Consider the following 17529-nt stretch of genomic DNA (forward strand, 5'->3'; position numbering starts at 1 on the left):
CCCTGTGTCGCCGCTCAACCCGGGCTGGACCGGGATGGTTCCCGTCCCCGTATCATTCGGCGGGTGACCGACCGGCAGGACTCCGTACCGACCGACCAGCCGGACCCGGACGGATCGGCGGATCAGCGAGAGCCGGACAGTTCGGCGCAGCGGCCGGAGCCCGATCAGCGAGAGCCGGACGGATTGACGCAGCGGCCGGAGTCCGATGGATCGGACGAACCGGACTCGTCGCCGACGGACCAGCCGGACCAGCCGGACCAGCCGGACCAGCCGGATCCCACGCCAGTCCCGGTGACCCCGCCGCCGGAGCGGCGCTGGTCGCTCTGGCCGGTGCTCGGCATCGTCGCGACGGTGTTGTTCTGCGCCGTGCCGGTGGTCGGTGCGGTGGCGCTGATCGACCGGTTGCCCAGCCCGGAACCACCGGTGATCGAACCGACGGTCACCCCGCAGACCGGGCCGCCGGCCAGCCCTGCGCCGGGCGATCCGCCGGCCGCCACCCAGGCCTGGCTGCGTACTCAGATCAACGCCCTGCTCGACCAGCAGGCCGCCGCGCTGATCGCCGGCGACGAACGGGGGTTCCTCGCGGTCGCCGAACCCGGCTCGGCCGCCCACGACGATCTGGCCCGCCAGTTCCAGACCCTGCGCGCGATGCAGGTGACGGCGTGGCGCCCGTCGGTCAGTACGCTGCCGGTCGAATTCGCCCCGACCGCCGCCACGCCCACGCCAGCGGCCACCGGGTCGGCCACCCCCACACTCGCGACGACGACGACCGCCACGACCGCCACGCCCACTGCCGCGCCGACGACAACGGTCACTGCGGGCCCGTCACCGGCACCGGCCACCCCGGCGCCGACCGGCCCGGCGGCGCTCGGCACCGAGTGGCGGCTGCTGGTCAGCTACCAGCACTGCTTCGTGGTGCCGTCCTGCGAGACCAGCGAGGTGGTGGTCGGTCAGCGCTGGAGCACCAAGGGTGGACGGCTGCGCCTCGTCGCGGTCGAGCCGTCGCTGACCCTGCAGGACGGGCCCCGGCCCTGGGAGGTCAGTGAACTGGTCGTCGCGACCGGCAACCGGACCCTGGTGGCAACCACCCCACAGCACCGGGATCTGCTGCCCGACCTGCTGCGTGACGCCGAGGAGGCAGCGGCGGTCGCGGACCGGTACGCGGTCTCCGGCACCGCCCCGGACCGGTACCGGGTCTTCTACGCCGGCTCCGACGAATGGGGCAGCTGGTACGGCGGGGACCGTCCGGACTGGACCGCCGGGTACGCGGTGGCGGTCGGCGGCGGACACTACGAGATCGTGCTCAACGGCACGAACCTACGCGACGTGCTCCGGCCGGACCTGCTGCGTCACGAGTTGACCCACGCCGCGTCTCTGCCGGACGGCGGGAACCGGGAGCGGGCCGCCTGGTGGTTGATCGAAGGACTGGCGGAGCACGCCGCAGCCGGCGGCCGGCCGGTGGTCCGCTACGAAGGGCTGGACGACGTCCGCCGGCTGGTCCTGGAACAGGACTGGCAGGGGCCGCTGAGCAGCGTCGAGCCGACTGCGGACGCCGAGGACTGGCAAGTCGGTGCCGGGTACGGGGTGGGCTACCTGGCGGTCCGGCACCTGGTCGACCGGTTCGGCGAGGAGCGGACGTTGGCGTTCTTCCGCGCCGTGGTGCACGACGGCGTGGGTCTCGACGAGGCCGCCCGGACCCAGTTCGGTGAGTCCTGGGAGGGCCTGCAGGAGGCGTGCGTCGACTACGTCCGGCGGGCGGTCGGCTGAGCCGTCACCCGTCGCGTCGTGCCGGTAGCCCGTACGGGTGTTGGCCGCCCTGCCGCAGGCATCAAATGACGGAACGGATCGCGCCGGTCACAGTGACCCCGTTACCGTACTGGTAACACGTGCGTTGTCCGTCGCGGCGCGGAAGGGTCCCGCTGGGCGGCACGCGCCGGGGAAATGGGATGGATTGGTGAACCATGGCAGGATCACCACAGTCCGAGGACAGGCTGTCGGAGGTCAAGTTCCTGACCGTCGCCGAGGTGGCGAGGGTGATGCGGGTGTCCAAGATGACCGTCTATCGACTCGTGCACTCCGGTGAACTCTCCGCGGTACGGGTCGGCCGGTCGTTCCGGGTGCCGGAACACGCGGTGCACGAGTACCTGCGAGGGGCTTTCCGGGAAACCGCCTAGCGGGTATCCGGAGACGCCCGGCACCGACGCGTCCCCCGGCTGGCGCCGGGGCCGCGTTGGTGCTGATGACACGCGCGGGCTAGGCTTGACGCCGGCCGTGCCGTCGCATGCGCGGGTGAGTCCGCCCGCCGGCCCGGCCGGTTGTCCAGTTCGGCCCACGCGTCAGCCACACCGCACGCTGCGCACGGGCCGACCCGAACGTTCGTTGGAAAGGCTTTCGTATGGGCTCGGTGGTCAAGAAGCGCCGCAAGCGTATGGCCAAGAAGAAGCACCGCAAGCTGCTGCGCAAGACCCGCGTCCAGCGTCGACGTCTCGGCAAGTGACCGTGGCCGGGCCCAGGCCCGGCTTAGCGACGCTCCGGTCACCCGCCAGCACTTGGAGGGCCGTATGGTGAGGTCCCCGACCGTGGTGGTAACCGGGACGAGCCGATTCATCGGCGCCCGGGTCGCCGGTCGACTCGCCGCCGACCCCCGGGTCGGCCGGGTCGTCGGGCTGGACACTGCCACACCGGCGCCGGATTTCGCGGACCTGTTGCGCGACGTCGACCAGGTCCGCGCCGACGCTGGCGCGGCCAGCGGCATCATCGCGGACCTCGATGCGTCAGCCGTCGTGCACCTGGCCGTCGTCAGTGGACCGGACCAGCAGTACGGCGGCCGCGTCGCGATGAAGGAACAGAACGTCATCGGCACCATGCAGCTGCTCGCCGCCTGCCAGCGGGCCTCCGGTCTGCGCAAGCTGGTGGTGCGGTCGTCGACGGCGGCCTACGGTGCCTCGTTCCGCGATCCGGCGGTCTTCACGGAGGAGACTGAGCCCCGCGAGGTGCCGCGCGGCGGGTTCGCCCGCGACATTCTGGATATCGAGGCGTACGTGCGAGGCTTCCGCCGCCGCCGGCCCGACGTCACCGCCACGGTGCTGCGCTTCGCCCCGTTCATCGGCTCGACCGCCGAGACCAGTCTGACCCGCTACTTCGCCCAGCCGCTGGTGCCGACCGTCTTCGGCCGGGACCCCCGGCTGCAGTTCGTGCACGTCGACGACGCACTCGAGGTGCTGCACCGGGCGGTGGTGGAGGACCGGCCCGGCACGTTCAACGTCGCCGGACCGGGCGTGCTCACCCTCTCCCAGGCGATCCGGCGGGCCGGCCGGGTCGCCGTACCGGTGCTGGAGCCGGGACTGTCCGGTGCCGCCGGCGTCACCCGGGCCTTCGGTGTCGGGCGCTACGGGTTCGACCAGATCGACCTGTTCGTCCACGGCCGGGTGGTCGACACCTCCCGGTTGATCCGCGAGTTCGGTTTCGAACCGCGGTCGACGCAGGCCGCCTTCGACGATTTCCTGCGCGCCCACCCGGACGGGGCGCTGCTCGCCGGCGACCGGCTGGCCGCCGCCGAGCAGGCGATCCTGGACGGCATCCGCCGGGTCCGCGCCGCCCACGCCGGCGATCAGCGGGAACTGGCATGACCGTGCCGGACCGACCCGGCGACGTCTGGGATCAGCGGGTGGCCGCCGGCCTGGCGTTTCTGCGCCGCCGGTTGGCCGGCGAGTACGAGGTGGACGAGTTCGGCTTCGATCCCGATCTCACCGAAGGCGTGTTCCTGCCGGTGCTGCGGGCGCTCTACCGCGAGTGGTTCCGCACCGAGGTGTCCGGGGTCGAACACCTGCCGGTGGACGGTGCCGGGCTCGTGGTCGGCAACCACTCCGGCACGGTCGCGCTGGACGCGGCCGTGCTCACCGCGATCCTGCACGACGAGCATCCGCGGCACCGGCACCTGCGGCTGCTCAGCGCCGACCTGGTCTTCCGGTTGCCGTTCCTGTCCGAACTGACCCGCAAGTTCGGCGGCACCGTGGCCTGCAACCCGGACGCCGAGCGGTTGCTCGGTGGCGGGGAACTGGTCGGGGTCTTCCCGGAGGGTTTCAAGGGAGTCGGTAAGCCGTACTCGCAGCGTTACAAACTGCAACGGTTCGGTCGGGGTGGGTTCGTCTCGGCGGCTATCCGTACCGGATCGCCGATCGTTCCGGTGGCGATCGTCGGCGCCGAGGAGACCTATCCGATGCTGGCGAACATCGCCCCGCTCGCCCGGATTCTCGGCCTGCCGTACTTCCCGGTGACGCCGACGTTCCCGTGGCTGGGGCCGCTCGGCCTGGTGCCGTTGCCGAGCAAGTGGCTGATCGAGTTCTGCCCGCCGATCCCGACCACCCGGTTCGCCGACCACGCCGATGACCCGCTGGTCGTGTTCAACCTGGCCGACCAGGTGCGGGAGACGATCCAGCAGGCCCTGCACCGGCTGTTGGACCGCCGGCCGGACCCGTTCGGCCGGTGAGCCGGTCAGTCCGTCAAGCTTCGCAGATCCAGCACCTGCCAGGAGGCGGCGCTGTCGTCGCCGACCGACCACCACAGCACACCACCCCGGCAGAGCACCATGCCCACGTCGTCGCTCACCACGACTGCCTCGTCGCGCTGCAGGTCGTAGATGATCAACTGCTGCGAGTTGGTCAGTGAGGTGGGTGCCGACGACAGCGACAGCACCTCGAACCGGTCCAGCACGGCGACGTCGATGGTGCTGGCGGTCACCGTGCCGTCGCCGATGCGCCGACGGTCCGTACCGTCCGGGCGCATCAGGTCGATGCGGCCCGGACCGTCCGCCGCCAGCACCAGCACCCGGCACCAGGTGGGTCCGCAGGTGACCAGCTCGGTCGGGCCGGCGGGAACGTCGGTGATCCGGCGTTCGACCACATCACGGACCCGGATCGGGCCGGTCTCGCCGCTGCCGGCGCTGACCATCGTCGGCCATCTGGACAACGCCCAGGCACCCGGATCGGTGCGAACGGTCACTTCGCCGCCGGCCAGCGGGACCGACCGCAACTCGGTCGCCGGCTCGGTGCCGGGTGCGACGGCGACCCAGTACAGACTGCCTTCGTTGATCACCATGTCGTACTGGGAGTTGAAGAAGACCACGTCGCCGGTGTCGGTGCTGAGCCGGCGTGGCTCGCCGTCGTCGGCCAGGCTGGCGGCCCACATCTCGGTCCGCCCCCGGCCGTCCTCGTCCGCGACCGACTCGGACCAGGCGAGCGTGTCCCCGTTGGTGGTGAACCCACCGAACTGCGGGGTAGCGCCGAGCGGGAGCCGGCGCAGTTCCCGTACCGATCCGTCGGCGGCCCGCACGACCAGCCGCAGCGCGGTGCCGTCCGGGCTCGGCGCGGTGCCGACCGAGGTGCCGCCGTCGAGGAACAGCACCGGGCTGTACGCCGGCCCGTCGGCGAGGTTGGCGGGTACCTCGGTGATCTCGGCCGCCGGCCAGACCTCGGCGACGGTACGCAGGCGGCCCGGCTCGTCCGCGCTGGTCGTCGGGCCGGCCTGTGGCAACACGACCAGCAGGACCGCAGCTGCCAGCGCGCCGGCCAGTCCGGCCAGATGCCACGGACGGTGGCGGCGGTGCCGGCCTGGCGGGTGGCTGGGCGCCCCGGTCGACTCGACCGGGCGTGCGGTGACCGTCACACCGATGCCTTCCTGATCCGATGCCGGCGTCGCCAGCCCGGGTGGGCCGATCGCCGCCCCCGGGTGGGCGCTAGGTCCGGCCCGGGTGGGCCGGTTGCCGCTGTCCTGGTCAGCCGGTTGCCCGGCGGCGACGGATGGCCAGGCCGGCCGTCACCGCGCCGACCAGGAAACCGGCGGCGACCGTCGACGGTACCGCGATCCGCGCCGCCCTGCGACCGGTCCGGAAGTCCCGGACCTGCCAGCCCAGGTCCCGTGCCTGGCGGCGCAGTGCGGTGTCCGGGTTGACCGCGACCGGGTGTCCGACGGCGGTGAGCATCGGCAGGTCGTTGGCGGAGTCGCTGTACGCGCTGCAGCGGGCGAGGTCGAGCCCTTCGACTGCGGCGAGCTGCAGGACCGCCTCGGCCTTCGCCGGGCCGTGCATCAGTTCGCCGGCCAGCCGACCGGTGTACGCACCGTTGACGACCTCGGCGACCGTACCGAGCGCACCGGTCAACCCGAGACGCTGGGCGATCACCCGGCCGACCTCGACCGGAGTCGCGCTGACCAGCCACACCCGTTGTCCGGCGTCGAGGTGCAGCTGCGCCAGGGCCCGGCTGCCGGGCCAGATCCGCGACGCCATCAACTCGTCGAAGATCTCCTCGGTGAGGCGTTCCACGTCGCTGACCCGCCAGCCGGCGACGAACGCCAGGGCCGCCTCCCGGGCATGCGACATGTCCCCGGCGTGTTCCGCGGCGAGCAGCCGGAACCGCGCCTGCCGCCAGGCGAACTGGGCGAGGTCGGCGGTGGTGAAGTAGTTGCGGGCGGCCAGGCCACGCGCCAGCCAGTAGATCGACGCACCACGCAGCATGGTGTTGTCGACGTCGAAGAACGCCGCTGCCTGGTGGTCAGGGGCCACCGGTGTCGTGGCTGCCAGCCCGGTGGTCGCCCAACCCGTGGTGTGACCGGCAGCGTCCGTACTGATGGTCACCTTGCGGGTGCGGGGCACGCCGGCATCACTCTCCCGTCGGGCGGCGCCACCGGCCCGGTCAGGTCACCGGTCAGCGGCCGGGTTGTCCTTGACCGCCGGGCGCGGGCCCGGCAGATCCGGCTCGGTGGCCTCGCCGAGCTGCGGCTCGGCGAGGCTCGACTGCTGCGGACTGGTCGACGGCCGGACGTCGGGCTCCGGGTCGACCGGCGATTCGGCACCTGCGGCGGGGGCGGGGGCCACGTCGGCGCGTCTCTCGTCGACCGACGACCCGGCAGGCGACCCGACCAGGCCGCCCGGGACACGAATGCTACCGGCCGGCTCGGCCGATACACAGCGGGCCGGCAGCGGGCCGAGTTCGTCGCTGTCGCTGGTCGCCGAGGCCGAGCAGGTCAGCTCGTCGCGCAACGCCGTGGTCCGGGCACGGACCCGGTCGAGGAGGGTGAGTGATTTGCCGACCCGGTCCCGGTTCGCCGCCGACCCGTCGGCGAGTTGCCGCAACGTGGGACGCTGCGTGGCCACGAAAGAGTCGATCACGTCGAGCGGGGTCCCGTCACCGCCGATGGTGGCGGCGGAGGTGAGCAGCCGGACACCTTCCCGGGTCTGGCCGTCCATGTCGTCCAGCACCGCGCTGAACTCGGCGGGCTCGTCGTAGACGATGAGCGCCTCGCCCATTCGTACCTCGGCGAAGCTGAGGAACAGCTGTCCGCGGGAGGAGTCAGACTGGGCCAGGGCGAGCTGGGCGCGCTCGGTGGACCGTTTCATCCCGTACAGGGTGTCGCCCGGCACCGCCTGCTCGGTGGCGGCGGACATGCCGGAGACGGTGATCGCCCCGAACGCGACGGTGGCGATGATGACCGCGCGGGTCCGGGCCCGGCCGGCGGTCGTCGCCGCGCGGGCGCCCGTCGCCCGGGTGGCGAACCAGCGGGACCGGGGCCGTGCCGGAAGGCGGCGGTACGGAGCCGTCGGTGCGCCGGCGCCGATGCCTTCGCGTTCGGCGGTGGCGATCAGCACGGCGCGCAGGTGCGCCCGGTAGTCCGGGTCCACGCCGCTCTCCGGCGACCTCGGCATCTCGGACATCCGGCGCCCGAGTGTCGTGAGCCCGGCCAGCTCGTCGTCCAGCGGATCGCGGACATGGTGCCGCCCACCGGCCTCGGCGCGGTCGAGAAGTTGTGCGAATCGTTCGGCGCGTCGGCGGAAGAGATTGAGCTTGCTCATCGCGGACACCTCCCTTCGCAGGTCACGGCTTCAGCGGCGGGTGTCGCCACTATCCGGTGCGACCACGGCCAGGGTCGCTGGGGAGGTGACCCGTTGCGGGTCCTGGCACGCTGCCTGATGGCTGGCGAGGTGCTGGCACCATCGGTCGCACCCCAAGAAACGCCTGAGTGGTCAGTTGGGTTACGGGCCGGTGGCGAACTTCATCACTACGCGTGACCGTGATCGCTGTCTGTATGGGGGCGATCACGGTTGGAAACCATCGGGCAGGAGTCGGGCCAACGCCCGTACTGCCCGGTACTGCAGGGCCTTGATCGCGCCCTCGTTCTTGCCCATCGCCCGAGCGGTCTCGGCGACCGAGAAGCCTTGCAGGAAGCGGAGAACGATGCACTCCTGCTGCTCCGGGTTGAGCTGCTTGACGGCGGTCAGTAGGGCGACGTTGGTGATGTGGTCGACGACCGCTGCCTCGGGGCTCCCTTCCGGGCCGCGATCCTCGCGCTCCGCATCCATTACGTCACCCGTAGTTACCTCCAGTCGGTAACGTCCCGACTTGAAGTGGTCCGCGACCAGGTTGCGAGCGATGGTCACCAGCCAGGCCCCGAGGTCACGGCCCTGCCAGGTGAAGCTGCCGATCCGCTTCAGGGCGCGCAGGAAGGTGTCCGAGGTGAGGTCCTCGGCGAGTTGCCGGTTGCCCACTCGGAAATAGACGAACCGGAAGACGGTGTCCACGTACCGGTCGTAGATCAGACCGAACGCCTCGGTCTCGCCAGCCTGGGCCCGTTCCACCAGCGCCCAGACCTCGCGGGCGGGATCGGACGGGTCCGGCCGGTCCGGATAGCCGCCCGGCGGTGCGCCGGATCGGCTGCCCTGATCGGGGATCACCGGCAGCACGGTGGTCTCCGCCTCGTTGCCGCCCGGCTGGGTCGGCATGGTCGGCCGGGCCGGGGTGGCCACCGCACCGCCCATCGGCTTGGTGTTGGTACCGGCGTGACGTCGGCTCGGCCCCTCGTTGGGCTGGGTGCGAGGCCTGGTCCCTTGGGTGCCGCCGTCGCCGCGCATCGTGATGCTGAGCATCTCGTGCATCGACGTACGTAGCAGAGCTAACCCTTCAGCGAGGGCGATCCGGGCGGCAACTACCTCGCGGCTGGCCGACGGGAGAACGATCTGCGGGGAGTAGACACTCATTGGGCGTCCTCCGTTCGTGCCTGCGGCGACCCGGCTCGTTGCTGGGCCCGGGCACCTGGGTCGGTGAGTTGGGTGCTGGTACCGGCGCTGATGCCGGTGCGGTCCGGCAGATCGGTGGTGAGCGCCATGGACCGGCGCACCCTCCTGAGGTGCTGGTGCGGTGCGACAACGGGCACGGCGGCCTCCTCGGGCTGAGGGGTGGCGACTCACGGCAAAACGGGTGAGTCGACCCAAGGCGATGATAGGGCCAACGTCACCCACGCGTGTGGAGTCCGTTACACAACGACGAAGTATTTCCGCAGGGCGGCGTGCCCATGTCGCACTGGCTGTCCGCTGTCGGTTACCCGACGCATTGGTTGTCGGGAAGCGGTAAGCTCCCCGGCGTGTCGCGCCGCCAGCCCAGAATCACCTTGATCACCCGCCCCGGCTGTCACCTTTGCGACGACGCCCGCGCGGCGATCGCCCGGGTGACGGGGCAGACCGGCGACGAATGGGTGGAGCAGGACGTCACCGCTGACATCGAGTTGGAGCGCGACTATGGCGAACGGCTCCCGGTGGTGCTGCTCGACGGGCGGGAACACGGGTACTGGCGGGTCGAGGAGCATCGGCTGCTCGACGATCTGCGCCGGTCGGTCAGCTGACCTGGTGACCGGCCGACCGGCCGCCGGCCGGTCGGTGGGCTGACCTGCTGGCCCGGTGGTGCCGGTGGCCGGTATCGTGCCGCCGTGGCCCCGCTTGACACCCATCTGGTCTGGGACTGGAACGGCACCCTGCTCAATGACCTGGCGCTGGTGGTCACCTCGACCAATCACGCGATCGCCACCGTCGACGGCCCGGTGCTCACCCCCGAGCAACACCGGGTGGCCTTCCGTCGGCCGGTCGCGGACTACTACGCCGACGTTCTCGGTCGGGCGGTCGATGCTGAGGAGTTCGGCCGGCTGGACCAGATCTTCCACGCCGCGTACCGGGCCGGTCTGACCACCTGCGCACTCGCCGAGGACGCCGAACGGGCGCTGCTCAGCTGGCCGGGTAGTCAGTCGCTGCTTTCGATGTGGTTCCACGACGAACTGGTCCCGCTGGTCGACACGTACGGCCTGACCCGGACCTTCCGGCGCATCGACGGGCTGCGGACGGCGGTCGGCGGCGACCGCAAGGCCGGCCACCTCGACCGGCACCTGACCGCGCTGGAGGTCGACCCGGCCCGGACCGTGCTGATCGGCGACTCGATCGACGACGCGGACGCCGCCGAGGCGGTCGGTGCAAGTTGCATCCTGTACACCGGCGGCTTCACCGATCCGGACCGGCTCCGGGCCCGCGGCGTGCCGGTCGTGGAATCCCTCACCGAGGCGGTACGGCTGGCCGCCGACCACTGACCGGCGGCAGGAAAGCCAACTCGGCCCGGTCAACCTCGCAGATAGGGCCCGGTCAACCTCGCAGGTAGGTCAGTACGGCGAGCACCCGACGGTGCTGTTCGGTGTCCGGCGCGAGTTGGAGCTTGCTGAAGATGTTGTGGATGTGCTTCTCGACGGCACCGTCGGTGACCACCAGCAGCCGGGCGATGGCGGTGTTCGAACGCCCCTCGGCCATCAGCCCGAGCACCTCCCGTTCCCGCGGGGTGAGCTGGCGCAGCGGGTCGTCGCGGCGGCGCCGGACCAGCAGTTGACCGACCACCTCCGGGTCGAGCACCGTACCGCCGCCGGCCACCCGGGCGAGGGCGTCGAGGAACTCGGCGATCGCGGCGACCCGGTCCTTGAGCAGGTATCCGACGGCGCCGGCCCGGTCGGCGAGCAGATCGTCGGCGTACGACACCTCGACGTACTGGGACAGCACCAGCACCGGCGCCCCCGGGACCAGTTCGCGGATCCGCACCGCCGCCCGCAACCCTTCGTCGGTGTGCGTCGGCGGCATGCGTACGTCGACGATCGAGACGTCCGGACGGTGTTCGGTGACCGCCTCGACCAGGGCCGGGCCGTCGCCGACGGCCGACACCACCCGGTGACCGTGCTCGCTCAGCAGTCGGACCAGGCCCTCCCGCAGCAGTACGGCGTCGTCGGCGATCACCACTCGCATGGGTGCCATGTCTACCATCTGGGCTCAGCCGGGCAGCTCGGCGCGGATCTCGGTGGGCCCGCCCGGCGGGCTGTGCACCGCGAGGGTGCCGCCGTGCGCCCGCACCCGGTCGGCGAGTCCGGCCAGTCCGTGCCCCTTGGCGAGGTGGGCGCCGCCGGTCCCGTCGTCGGCGACCACGATGGTCAACCCGCCGTCGTGGCGGTGCACCCCGACGCTGCAGGCGGTCGCCCCGCTGTGCTTGGCGACGTTGGTCAGCGCCTCGGCCACCACGAAGTAGGCGCTGGTCTCCACCGCCGGGTCGGGTCGCGTCGTGGCGGCGGCGAGCCGGGTGTCGACCGACAGGTCGACCGGTACCACGCCGCGTGCGGCCAGGGCGGCGAGCGCGCTGGGCAGCCCCCGGTCGACCAGGATCGGCGGGGCGATGCCACGGGACAGGGCGCGGAGCTCGGCCAACGTCTCGCGGGTCTGGTCCAGCGCCTCGTCCAGGGTGCGCCGGGCGGCGTCCGGGTCGGCCGCCAACTGCTCGCGGGCCCGTCCCAGGTCCATGGCGAGCCGGACGAGTCGCTGCTGCGGCCCGTCGTGGATGTCGCGTTCCAGCCGGCGCAGCGCGGTCGCCTCCGCGCTGACTGCGGCCTGCCGCTGCTCCTCCAGGTCGGTGATCCGGTCGCGCATCTGGGCCACCCCGGTGAGCAGGCCGCGGGCGAAGCCGGCCTGCAGCAACGCACAGCCGCGGACCACGATCGGCAGGGTGACCAGGAAGAACAGTCCGATCGCGGTGTACAAGGCGATCCGGGTGCCCGGTGCGTCGCCCAGGCCGAGCAACGGCGCCAGACCGCCGTCCGGATCAGCGGGCAGCAACCAGTCGTACGTCCAGTAGAGCGAGCCGGTCAGCGCCCCGGTCCACCAGGTGACGGTGACCGGCACGGCGATCAGGGCCACCGGTAGGCGCAGCACACCGAACGCCAGATCGAGCCAGGACTGAGGGTCGGTGAGCGGGGCGAGGATCCGTCGCCAGGTGCCGGCGTCCGGCCCCGGCGCCACGTACCGCGGCTGCACCCGGGCGGCGGCCAGGACCCCGGCCATCCGGTGTCGTTCGAGCTGGGCGAACGCGCGGACGGTGGCCAGCGTGCCGCTGAGCACCGGCAGGCCGACGACGGTGACCACCAGGCCGACGCCGAGTGCGAAACCGACGACGCCGACGACGAAGTTCGCCAGCGCGAGCGGCAGGCTGGTGAGTACGTACAGGGAGTCGCTGGCGAGCCGGCGCAACGTCGTCTGCCGGCTGGGCCGTGCGAGGGCGGGCGGAATGCCGACTGCGGTCATGGGAGTGACGCTAGGTGCCAGGTGGCGGGCCGGTCACTCCCGCCGCCCCGCCGATCGCGGTGGGGTTGTCCCCCCTGTCGGAGCGGCGCATGGCAAAAAGCCGGAAATTGGTAATAATGATGCTGCTGTCGCCGGATGAAACCGGTGTGACGGGTAGCGTGGATCCAGCGGCTAGTCCATCACCGTCGATCAAGATCGCGATTTGTGCACGCGTTCACAAGCGCCTACGCTGTAATCCTGACGAGCCCTGATAGCACAACAGGTGACGGCGGTTGCCACAGGGGCACCGGACTGACCGGCCGGGCCGGCGGGTCAATGATCGCATCGCACGGAGACACATGAGTCAGCACCGCCAGCCAGGCGCGTCCGGCCGGGTCGACGCCGTTCCGGCGCTGCCGGACCTCCCCGAGGCGACGGTCGCGCGACTCCCGGAGTATCTCCGTGCCCTGCATACCCTCGCCGACGCCGGTCACGAGACCGTTTCCAGCGAAGGGCTGGCCAGCGCGGCCGGCGTAAACTCCGCCAAGCTCCGCAAGGACCTGTCCCAACTCGGCTCATACGGCACCCGCGGTGTCGGCTACGACATCGCGCTGCTGATCGAGCAGATCGAGTACGTGCTCGGGCTCACCCACCGGCGGGCCGTCGCGCTCGTCGGGGTCGGTAACCTCGGCCACGCGCTGGCCGGCTACGCCGGCTTCGCCAGTCGGGGGTTCCGCATCGCCGCGCTCTTCGACGCCGACACCGACCGGGTCGGTGAACAGATCAACGGGTTGGTGGTCCGGCACATCGACGACCTGCCGGCGGTCGCCGCCGAGGAGTCGATCGCCATCGGGGTGATCGCCACCCCGGCCGCCGCCGCGCAACAGGTCGCCGACCAGCTGGTTGCCGCCGGGGTCACCAGTATCCTCAACTTCGCGCCATGCGTACTGGTGGTGCCCGCCGGAGTCGACGTGCGCAAGGTCGACCTGGCGATCGAGCTGCAGATCCTCTCCTTCCACGAGCACCGCAAGTCGGCCTCCGGCCACGACCACGGCGTGCCGGGGCTCACCGCGTTGCCGGGTGGGCTGGGCGGCGGGCCTGCCGCTGCGGCCACCTTCGACGCCTCGGCGGCCACCTTCGACGGGTCCGGTCCGGCGGAAGCGGTCGGCTCATGAACCTTCTCGTCGTCGGCGCGTCCTACCGGACCACGCCGGTCGCCACCCTGGAGCAGCTGGCCGTCGCCCCCACCGACGTGCCCGACACGCTGCGTCGGCTGCTCGCCCAACCGTACGTCGACGCCGCTGTGGTGCTCTCCACCTGCAACCGGGTCGAGGTGTACGCGGCGGTCACCGGATTCCACGGCGGTCTCGCCGACATCTGCGGCGTGCTGGGCGCGCGGGTCGGTAGCGCCCCCGGCGAGCTGGCCGACCACCTGTACGTGCACTACGGCCAGGCCGCCGTCGAACACGCCTTCCGGGTGGCGGCCGGGCTCGACTCGATGGTGGTCGGCGAGGCGCAGATCCTCGGCCAGTTGCGCGACGCCTACCACGTCGCCAACGAGGCCGACGCCACCGGCCGGCTGCTGCACGAGCTCATGCAGCAGGCGCTGCGGGTCGGCAAGCGGGCACACGCCGAGACCGGGATCGACCGGGCCGGCCAGAGCGTGGTCAGCGCGGCCCTGCGGGTCGGCGGCGAACTGCTGCCCGGTGGGCTGCCCGGCCGGCCGGTGCTGGTCCTCGGCGCGGGCGCGATGGGCGCCCTGGCGGTCGCCACCCTGGCCCGGCTGGGAGTCGAGTCGATCCGGGTGGTCAACCGTCGGGACGACCGGGCGGTCCGGCTGGCCGGTGCGTACGGTGCCACCGCGGTGCCGTACGACCAGTTGCCGGCCGCGCTCAGCCAGGTCGACCTGGTGATCAGCGCCACCGCCTCGGCCGAGCCGGTGCTCACCCGCGACGCCGTCACCGGGGTGCTGGCCGCCCGCCCGGCCGACCGGGCCGGCCCGCTGGTCCTGCTCGACCTCGCCGTACCCCGGGACGTGGAGCCCGCCGCCGCGGCGCTGCCCGGTGTCGCGGTGATCGACATCGACGGCCTGGCCGGTTCGCTCACCGACGCGCCCGCCGCGATGGACACGGCGGCCGTCACCCGGATCGTCGACACCGAGGTGGAGTCGTTCCTCAGCTGGATGCGCGGCGCGGACGTGGCACCCACCGTGGCCGCGCTGCGCGGCCGCGCCGACGACGTGGTCGGCGCCGAGCTGCGGCGGCTCGCGCAGCGTCGGCCGGACCTCACCGACGACCAGCGTGCCGAGGTCGCGCACACCGTGCACCGGGTGGTCCAGCGGCTGCTGCACTCGCCGACCGTACGGGTGCGTCAGCTCGCTGCCGAGCCCGGTGGTGACCAGTACGCCGCGCTGCTGCGCCAACTGTTCGACCTGGAGGTGCCGGGCACCTCCGCCGCCGGCGACGTGCCGGACCTGGAGGCCGACCGATGAGTGTGTTGCGCCTGGGCACCCGGGGCAGCGCCCTGGCCACCGCCCAGTCCGGTCGGGTCGCCGCCGCACTGCGCGCCGCCACCGGCCGCGACGTCGAACTGGTGGAGATCGTCACCGCCGGGGACCGGTCCACCGCGCCGGTCGCCGCGCTCGGCGTCGGCGTGTTCGTCTCCGCGCTACGCGACGCGCTGCTGGCCAAGGAGATCGACTTCGCGGTCCACTCGTACAAGGACCTGCCCACCGCCGGCCAGGCGGAGTTGCTGGTCGCGGCGGTGCCGCCCCGGGAGGATCCACGGGACGCGTTGATCAGCCGGGACGGCCGGATGCTCGCCGAGCTCGCGCCGGGGGCCACCGTCGGCACCGGGGCACTGCGCCGGATCGCCCAGCTGAACGCCCTCGGCCGTCAGCTCGTGGTCACCCCGATCCGGGGCAACGTCGACACCCGGATCGGCCGGGTGCGCGGCCCGCAGCCCGATCTCGACGCGATCGTGCTGGCCCGGGCCGGCCTGGCCCGGCTCGGCCGAACCGCCGAGATCACCGAGACTCTCGACCCGATGCTGATGCTGCCGGCGCCCGCCCAGGGCGCCCTGGCCGTCGAATGCCGGGCCGACGACACCGACCTGGTCGAGCTGCTCAGCACGCTCGACCATGCACCGACCCGGGCCGCGGTCGCCGCGGAACGGTCGTTGCTCGCGACGCTGGAGGCCGGCTGCAGCGCACCGGTCGCGGCGTACGCGGAAGTCGCCGAGGGGGATGACGGCGACGAGATCTACCTGCGCGGGGCGGTGATCAGCCCGGACGGACTCCGGGAGATCAGACTGTCGCGCACCGGTCCCCCGGCCACCGCCGTCGAGATCGGCGCGGCGCTCGCCGCCGAGCTGCTCGACGCCGGAGCCGACACGATCCTTCCGGGGGCCACGCCCGGCGGTCCCTCCAGGACCGCGGATGGCGACGGCGTGGTACCCCAGCGACCTTCAGCGCCCAATCCGTCCGGCGCGACGACCCAGAACATGGGGAGCATAAATGACCCGCACCCGTAAGCTCGCCGGCCACATCGCGTTCGTGGGCGCCGGCCCCGGCGACCCGGGCCTGCTGACCCGCCGGGCGCACGACGCCCTGGCCGAGGCGGACCAGGTCGTCTACGACCGGGGCGTCCCGGAGACGCTGCTCGCCGCGGTCCGCGCCAGCGCCAAAACGGACACCCAGCTCAGTCCGGCCGAGGGCGCGCCAGGTGACGTGGCCAAGGTGCTGATCTCCGCCGCCCGGTCCGGGCAGGCCGCGGTCCGGTTGGTCTGCGGCGACCCGTTCGGTCACCACGCGGTGGTGACCGAGGTGCAGGCTGTCGCGCGTACCGCGGTGCCGTTCGAGGTGGTCCCCGGGGTCAGCCAGGCCGAAGGGGTGGCCGGCTACGCCGGGGTCCCGCTGCCCGGCATCCGTACGGTGGCCGACGTCGACGACACCGCCGGCCTCGACTTCGAGGCCCTCGCCGCGGCGGTCGGCCGGGGCTCGCTCGCCCTCGCGGTCGACGCCGGGGAGCTCGCCGCGGTCCGCGACGGACTGCTCGCCGCCGGCGTCGACGGTGCCACCTCGGTCGCGGTGACCGGGGACGGGACCGGCGAGACCCAGTACACCACCACCTCGACGGTGGACAGCTTCGTCGCCGCCGCGCTCGGCTTCACCGGTCGGGTGGTGCTCACCCTCGGTGCCGGGGTCGCCGAGCGGGACAAGCTGAGCTGGTGGGAGAACCGGCCGCTGTACGGCTGGAAGGTGCTCGTGCCGCGGACCAAGGAGCAGGCCGGCGTGATGAGCGCCCAGCTGCGCGCCTACGGCGCCATCCCGTGCGAGGTGCCGACCATCGCGGTCGAGCCGCCGCGTACCCCGGCGCAGATGGAGCGGGCGGTCAAGGGCCTGGTCGACGGCCGGTACGCCTGGGTCGTCTTCACCTCGGTCAACGCCGTACGGGCGGTGTGGGAGAAGTTCGCCGAGCACGGGCTGGACGCCCGGCACTTCGGCGGGGTCAAGATCGCGTGCATCGGGGAGGCGACCGCGGACGCGGTCCGCGCCTTCGGGATCCAGCCCGAGCTGGTGCCGGCCGGTGAGCAGTCCTCCGAAGGGCTGCTGGCCGAGTTCTCGCCGCACGACGAGATCCTCGACCCGGTCGGCCGGGTGCTGCTGCCCCGGGCGGACATCGCCACCGAGACCCTCGCCGCCGGGCTGACCGAACGTGGCTGGGAGGTCGACGACGTCACCGCGTACCGGACGGTGCGGGCCGCGCCGCCGCCGGCCGAGATCCGCGACGCGATCAAGTCCGGCGGCTTCGACGCGGTGCTGTTCACCTCCTCGTCCACCGTGCGCAACCTGGTCGGCATCGCCGGCAAGCCGCACGCCCGGACCGTGGTCGCGGTGATCGGCCCGAAGACCGCCGAGACCGCCACCGAGTTCGGCCTGCGGGTGGACGTGCAGCCGACGCACGCGTCGGTCCCGGAGCTGGTCGAGGCGCTGGCCGGCTACGCGGTCGAGCTTCGGGAGAAGCTGGTGGCGATGCCGGCCAAGCAGCGGCGCGGCTCCAAGGTGCAGGGTCCGACGGCGCTACGGTTCCGCTGAGCCGGCGACCACCGAGTCGGCTGACCGCTCGGCG

17 protein-coding genes and 1 pseudogene are annotated in these 17529 nt (G+C 72.4%); 11 read left to right on the top strand and 7 right to left on the bottom strand.

The window, feature by feature from the left end; genetic code table 11:
- The first annotated feature begins 63 nt into the window (after positions 1-63).
- The 5 genes from O7553_RS01105 (at position 64) to O7553_RS01125 (ending at position 4489) form a co-directional block, all read left to right on the top strand.
- The gene (locus O7553_RS01105) at positions 64-1767 is read left to right on the top strand and encodes a hypothetical protein (RefSeq protein ID WP_281553055.1); all 1704 of its coding nucleotides are present in this window, start codon (positions 64-66) and stop codon (positions 1765-1767) included.
- 194 nt (positions 1768-1961) lie between these two features.
- On the top strand, positions 1962-2174 hold the full coding sequence (locus O7553_RS01110) for a helix-turn-helix domain-containing protein (protein ID WP_123605749.1): 213 nt from the start codon (positions 1962-1964) through the stop codon (positions 2172-2174).
- 221 nt (positions 2175-2395) lie between these two features.
- Positions 2396-2497: an AURKAIP1/COX24 domain-containing protein gene (locus tag O7553_RS01115; protein WP_007465623.1), complete on the top strand. Its 102-nt coding sequence runs from the start codon at positions 2396-2398 to the stop codon at positions 2495-2497.
- A gap of 64 nt (positions 2498-2561) precedes the next feature.
- A complete protein-coding gene (locus O7553_RS01120) occupies positions 2562-3629 on the top strand; it encodes an NAD-dependent epimerase/dehydratase family protein (protein WP_281553056.1) in 1068 nt (355 codons plus the stop codon).
- A complete protein-coding gene (locus tag O7553_RS01125) occupies positions 3626-4489 on the top strand; it encodes a lysophospholipid acyltransferase family protein (protein ID WP_281553057.1) in 864 nt (287 codons plus the stop codon). The genes O7553_RS01120 and O7553_RS01125 overlap by 4 nt, the downstream gene beginning before the upstream one ends.
- Before the next feature lie 5 nt (positions 4490-4494).
- Here O7553_RS01125 and O7553_RS01130 read toward each other — a convergent pair whose 3' ends face one another.
- From O7553_RS01130 to O7553_RS01150, 5 genes are all read right to left on the bottom strand, one after another.
- Positions 4495-5664: a hypothetical protein gene (locus O7553_RS01130; RefSeq protein ID WP_281553058.1), complete on the bottom strand. Its 1170-nt coding sequence runs from the start codon at positions 5662-5664 to the stop codon at positions 4495-4497.
- Between the two features lie 109 nt (positions 5665-5773).
- On the bottom strand, positions 5774-6649 hold the full coding sequence (locus tag O7553_RS01135) for an HAD-IB family hydrolase (RefSeq protein ID WP_281553059.1): 876 nt from the start codon (positions 6647-6649) through the stop codon (positions 5774-5776).
- A 45-nt stretch (positions 6650-6694) separates the two neighbouring features.
- Positions 6695-7846 (bottom strand): DUF5667 domain-containing protein, encoded by a 1152-nt coding sequence (locus tag O7553_RS01140; protein ID WP_281553060.1) that lies wholly within the window; start codon positions 7844-7846, stop codon positions 6695-6697.
- 243 nt (positions 7847-8089) lie between these two features.
- Positions 8090-8926 carry an ECF subfamily RNA polymerase sigma factor, BldN family gene (locus O7553_RS01145; RefSeq protein WP_281555404.1) on the bottom strand — a complete coding sequence of 279 codons (837 nt, stop codon included), beginning with the start codon at positions 8924-8926 and terminating at the stop codon, positions 8090-8092.
- Between the two features lie 98 nt (positions 8927-9024).
- Entirely contained in the window at positions 9025-9204 is a 180-nt protein-coding gene (locus O7553_RS01150; RefSeq protein ID WP_281553061.1) for a hypothetical protein, read from the bottom strand.
- Between the two features lie 207 nt (positions 9205-9411).
- On the opposite strand from O7553_RS01150, the gene O7553_RS01155 reads away from it, so the two are divergent.
- Both O7553_RS01155 and O7553_RS01160 read left to right on the top strand, forming a co-directional pair.
- Positions 9412-9669, top strand: a complete 258-nt coding sequence (locus O7553_RS01155; protein WP_281553062.1) for a glutaredoxin family protein — start codon at positions 9412-9414, stop codon at positions 9667-9669.
- An 84-nt stretch (positions 9670-9753) separates the two neighbouring features.
- Positions 9754-10401, top strand: a complete 648-nt coding sequence (locus O7553_RS01160; RefSeq protein WP_281553063.1) for an HAD hydrolase-like protein — start codon at positions 9754-9756, stop codon at positions 10399-10401.
- Between the two features lie 52 nt (positions 10402-10453).
- Here the strand turns inward: O7553_RS01160 and O7553_RS01165 are convergent, their stop codons facing one another.
- Positions 10454-11098, bottom strand: a complete 645-nt coding sequence (locus tag O7553_RS01165; RefSeq protein WP_281555405.1) for a response regulator transcription factor — start codon at positions 11096-11098, stop codon at positions 10454-10456.
- Positions 11099-11122: 24 nt separating this feature from the next.
- Positions 11123-12421 carry a sensor histidine kinase gene (locus O7553_RS01170; RefSeq protein ID WP_281553064.1) on the bottom strand — a complete coding sequence of 433 codons (1299 nt, stop codon included), beginning with the start codon at positions 12419-12421 and terminating at the stop codon, positions 11123-11125.
- A gap of 338 nt (positions 12422-12759) precedes the next feature.
- Here O7553_RS01170 and O7553_RS01175 point away from each other — a divergent pair, with 338 nt between their 5' ends.
- The 4 genes and pseudogenes from O7553_RS01175 to O7553_RS01190 all read left to right on the top strand — a co-directional run bounded on the left by O7553_RS01175 (position 12760) and on the right by O7553_RS01190 (position 17495).
- Entirely contained in the window at positions 12760-13575 is an 816-nt protein-coding gene (locus O7553_RS01175; protein WP_281553065.1) for a redox-sensing transcriptional repressor Rex, read from the top strand.
- Entirely contained in the window at positions 13572-14891 is a 1320-nt protein-coding gene (locus O7553_RS01180) for a glutamyl-tRNA reductase (RefSeq protein WP_281553066.1), read from the top strand. The genes O7553_RS01175 and O7553_RS01180 overlap by 4 nt, the downstream gene beginning before the upstream one ends.
- Positions 14888-15799, top strand: a pseudogene (gene hemC, locus O7553_RS01185) (hydroxymethylbilane synthase); the annotation flags it as partial. The gene O7553_RS01180 and the pseudogene hemC, both read left to right, overlap by 4 nt.
- A gap of 115 nt (positions 15800-15914) precedes the next feature.
- Complete coding sequence (locus O7553_RS01190) at positions 15915-17495, top strand: uroporphyrinogen-III synthase (protein ID WP_281553067.1); 1581 nt, start codon at positions 15915-15917, stop codon at positions 17493-17495.
- The last annotated feature ends 34 nt before the right edge of the window (positions 17496-17529 follow it).

Source organism: Solwaraspora sp. WMMA2059 (assembly GCF_027497315.1).
Classification (GTDB): Bacteria; Actinomycetota; Actinomycetes; order Mycobacteriales; family Micromonosporaceae; genus Micromonospora_E.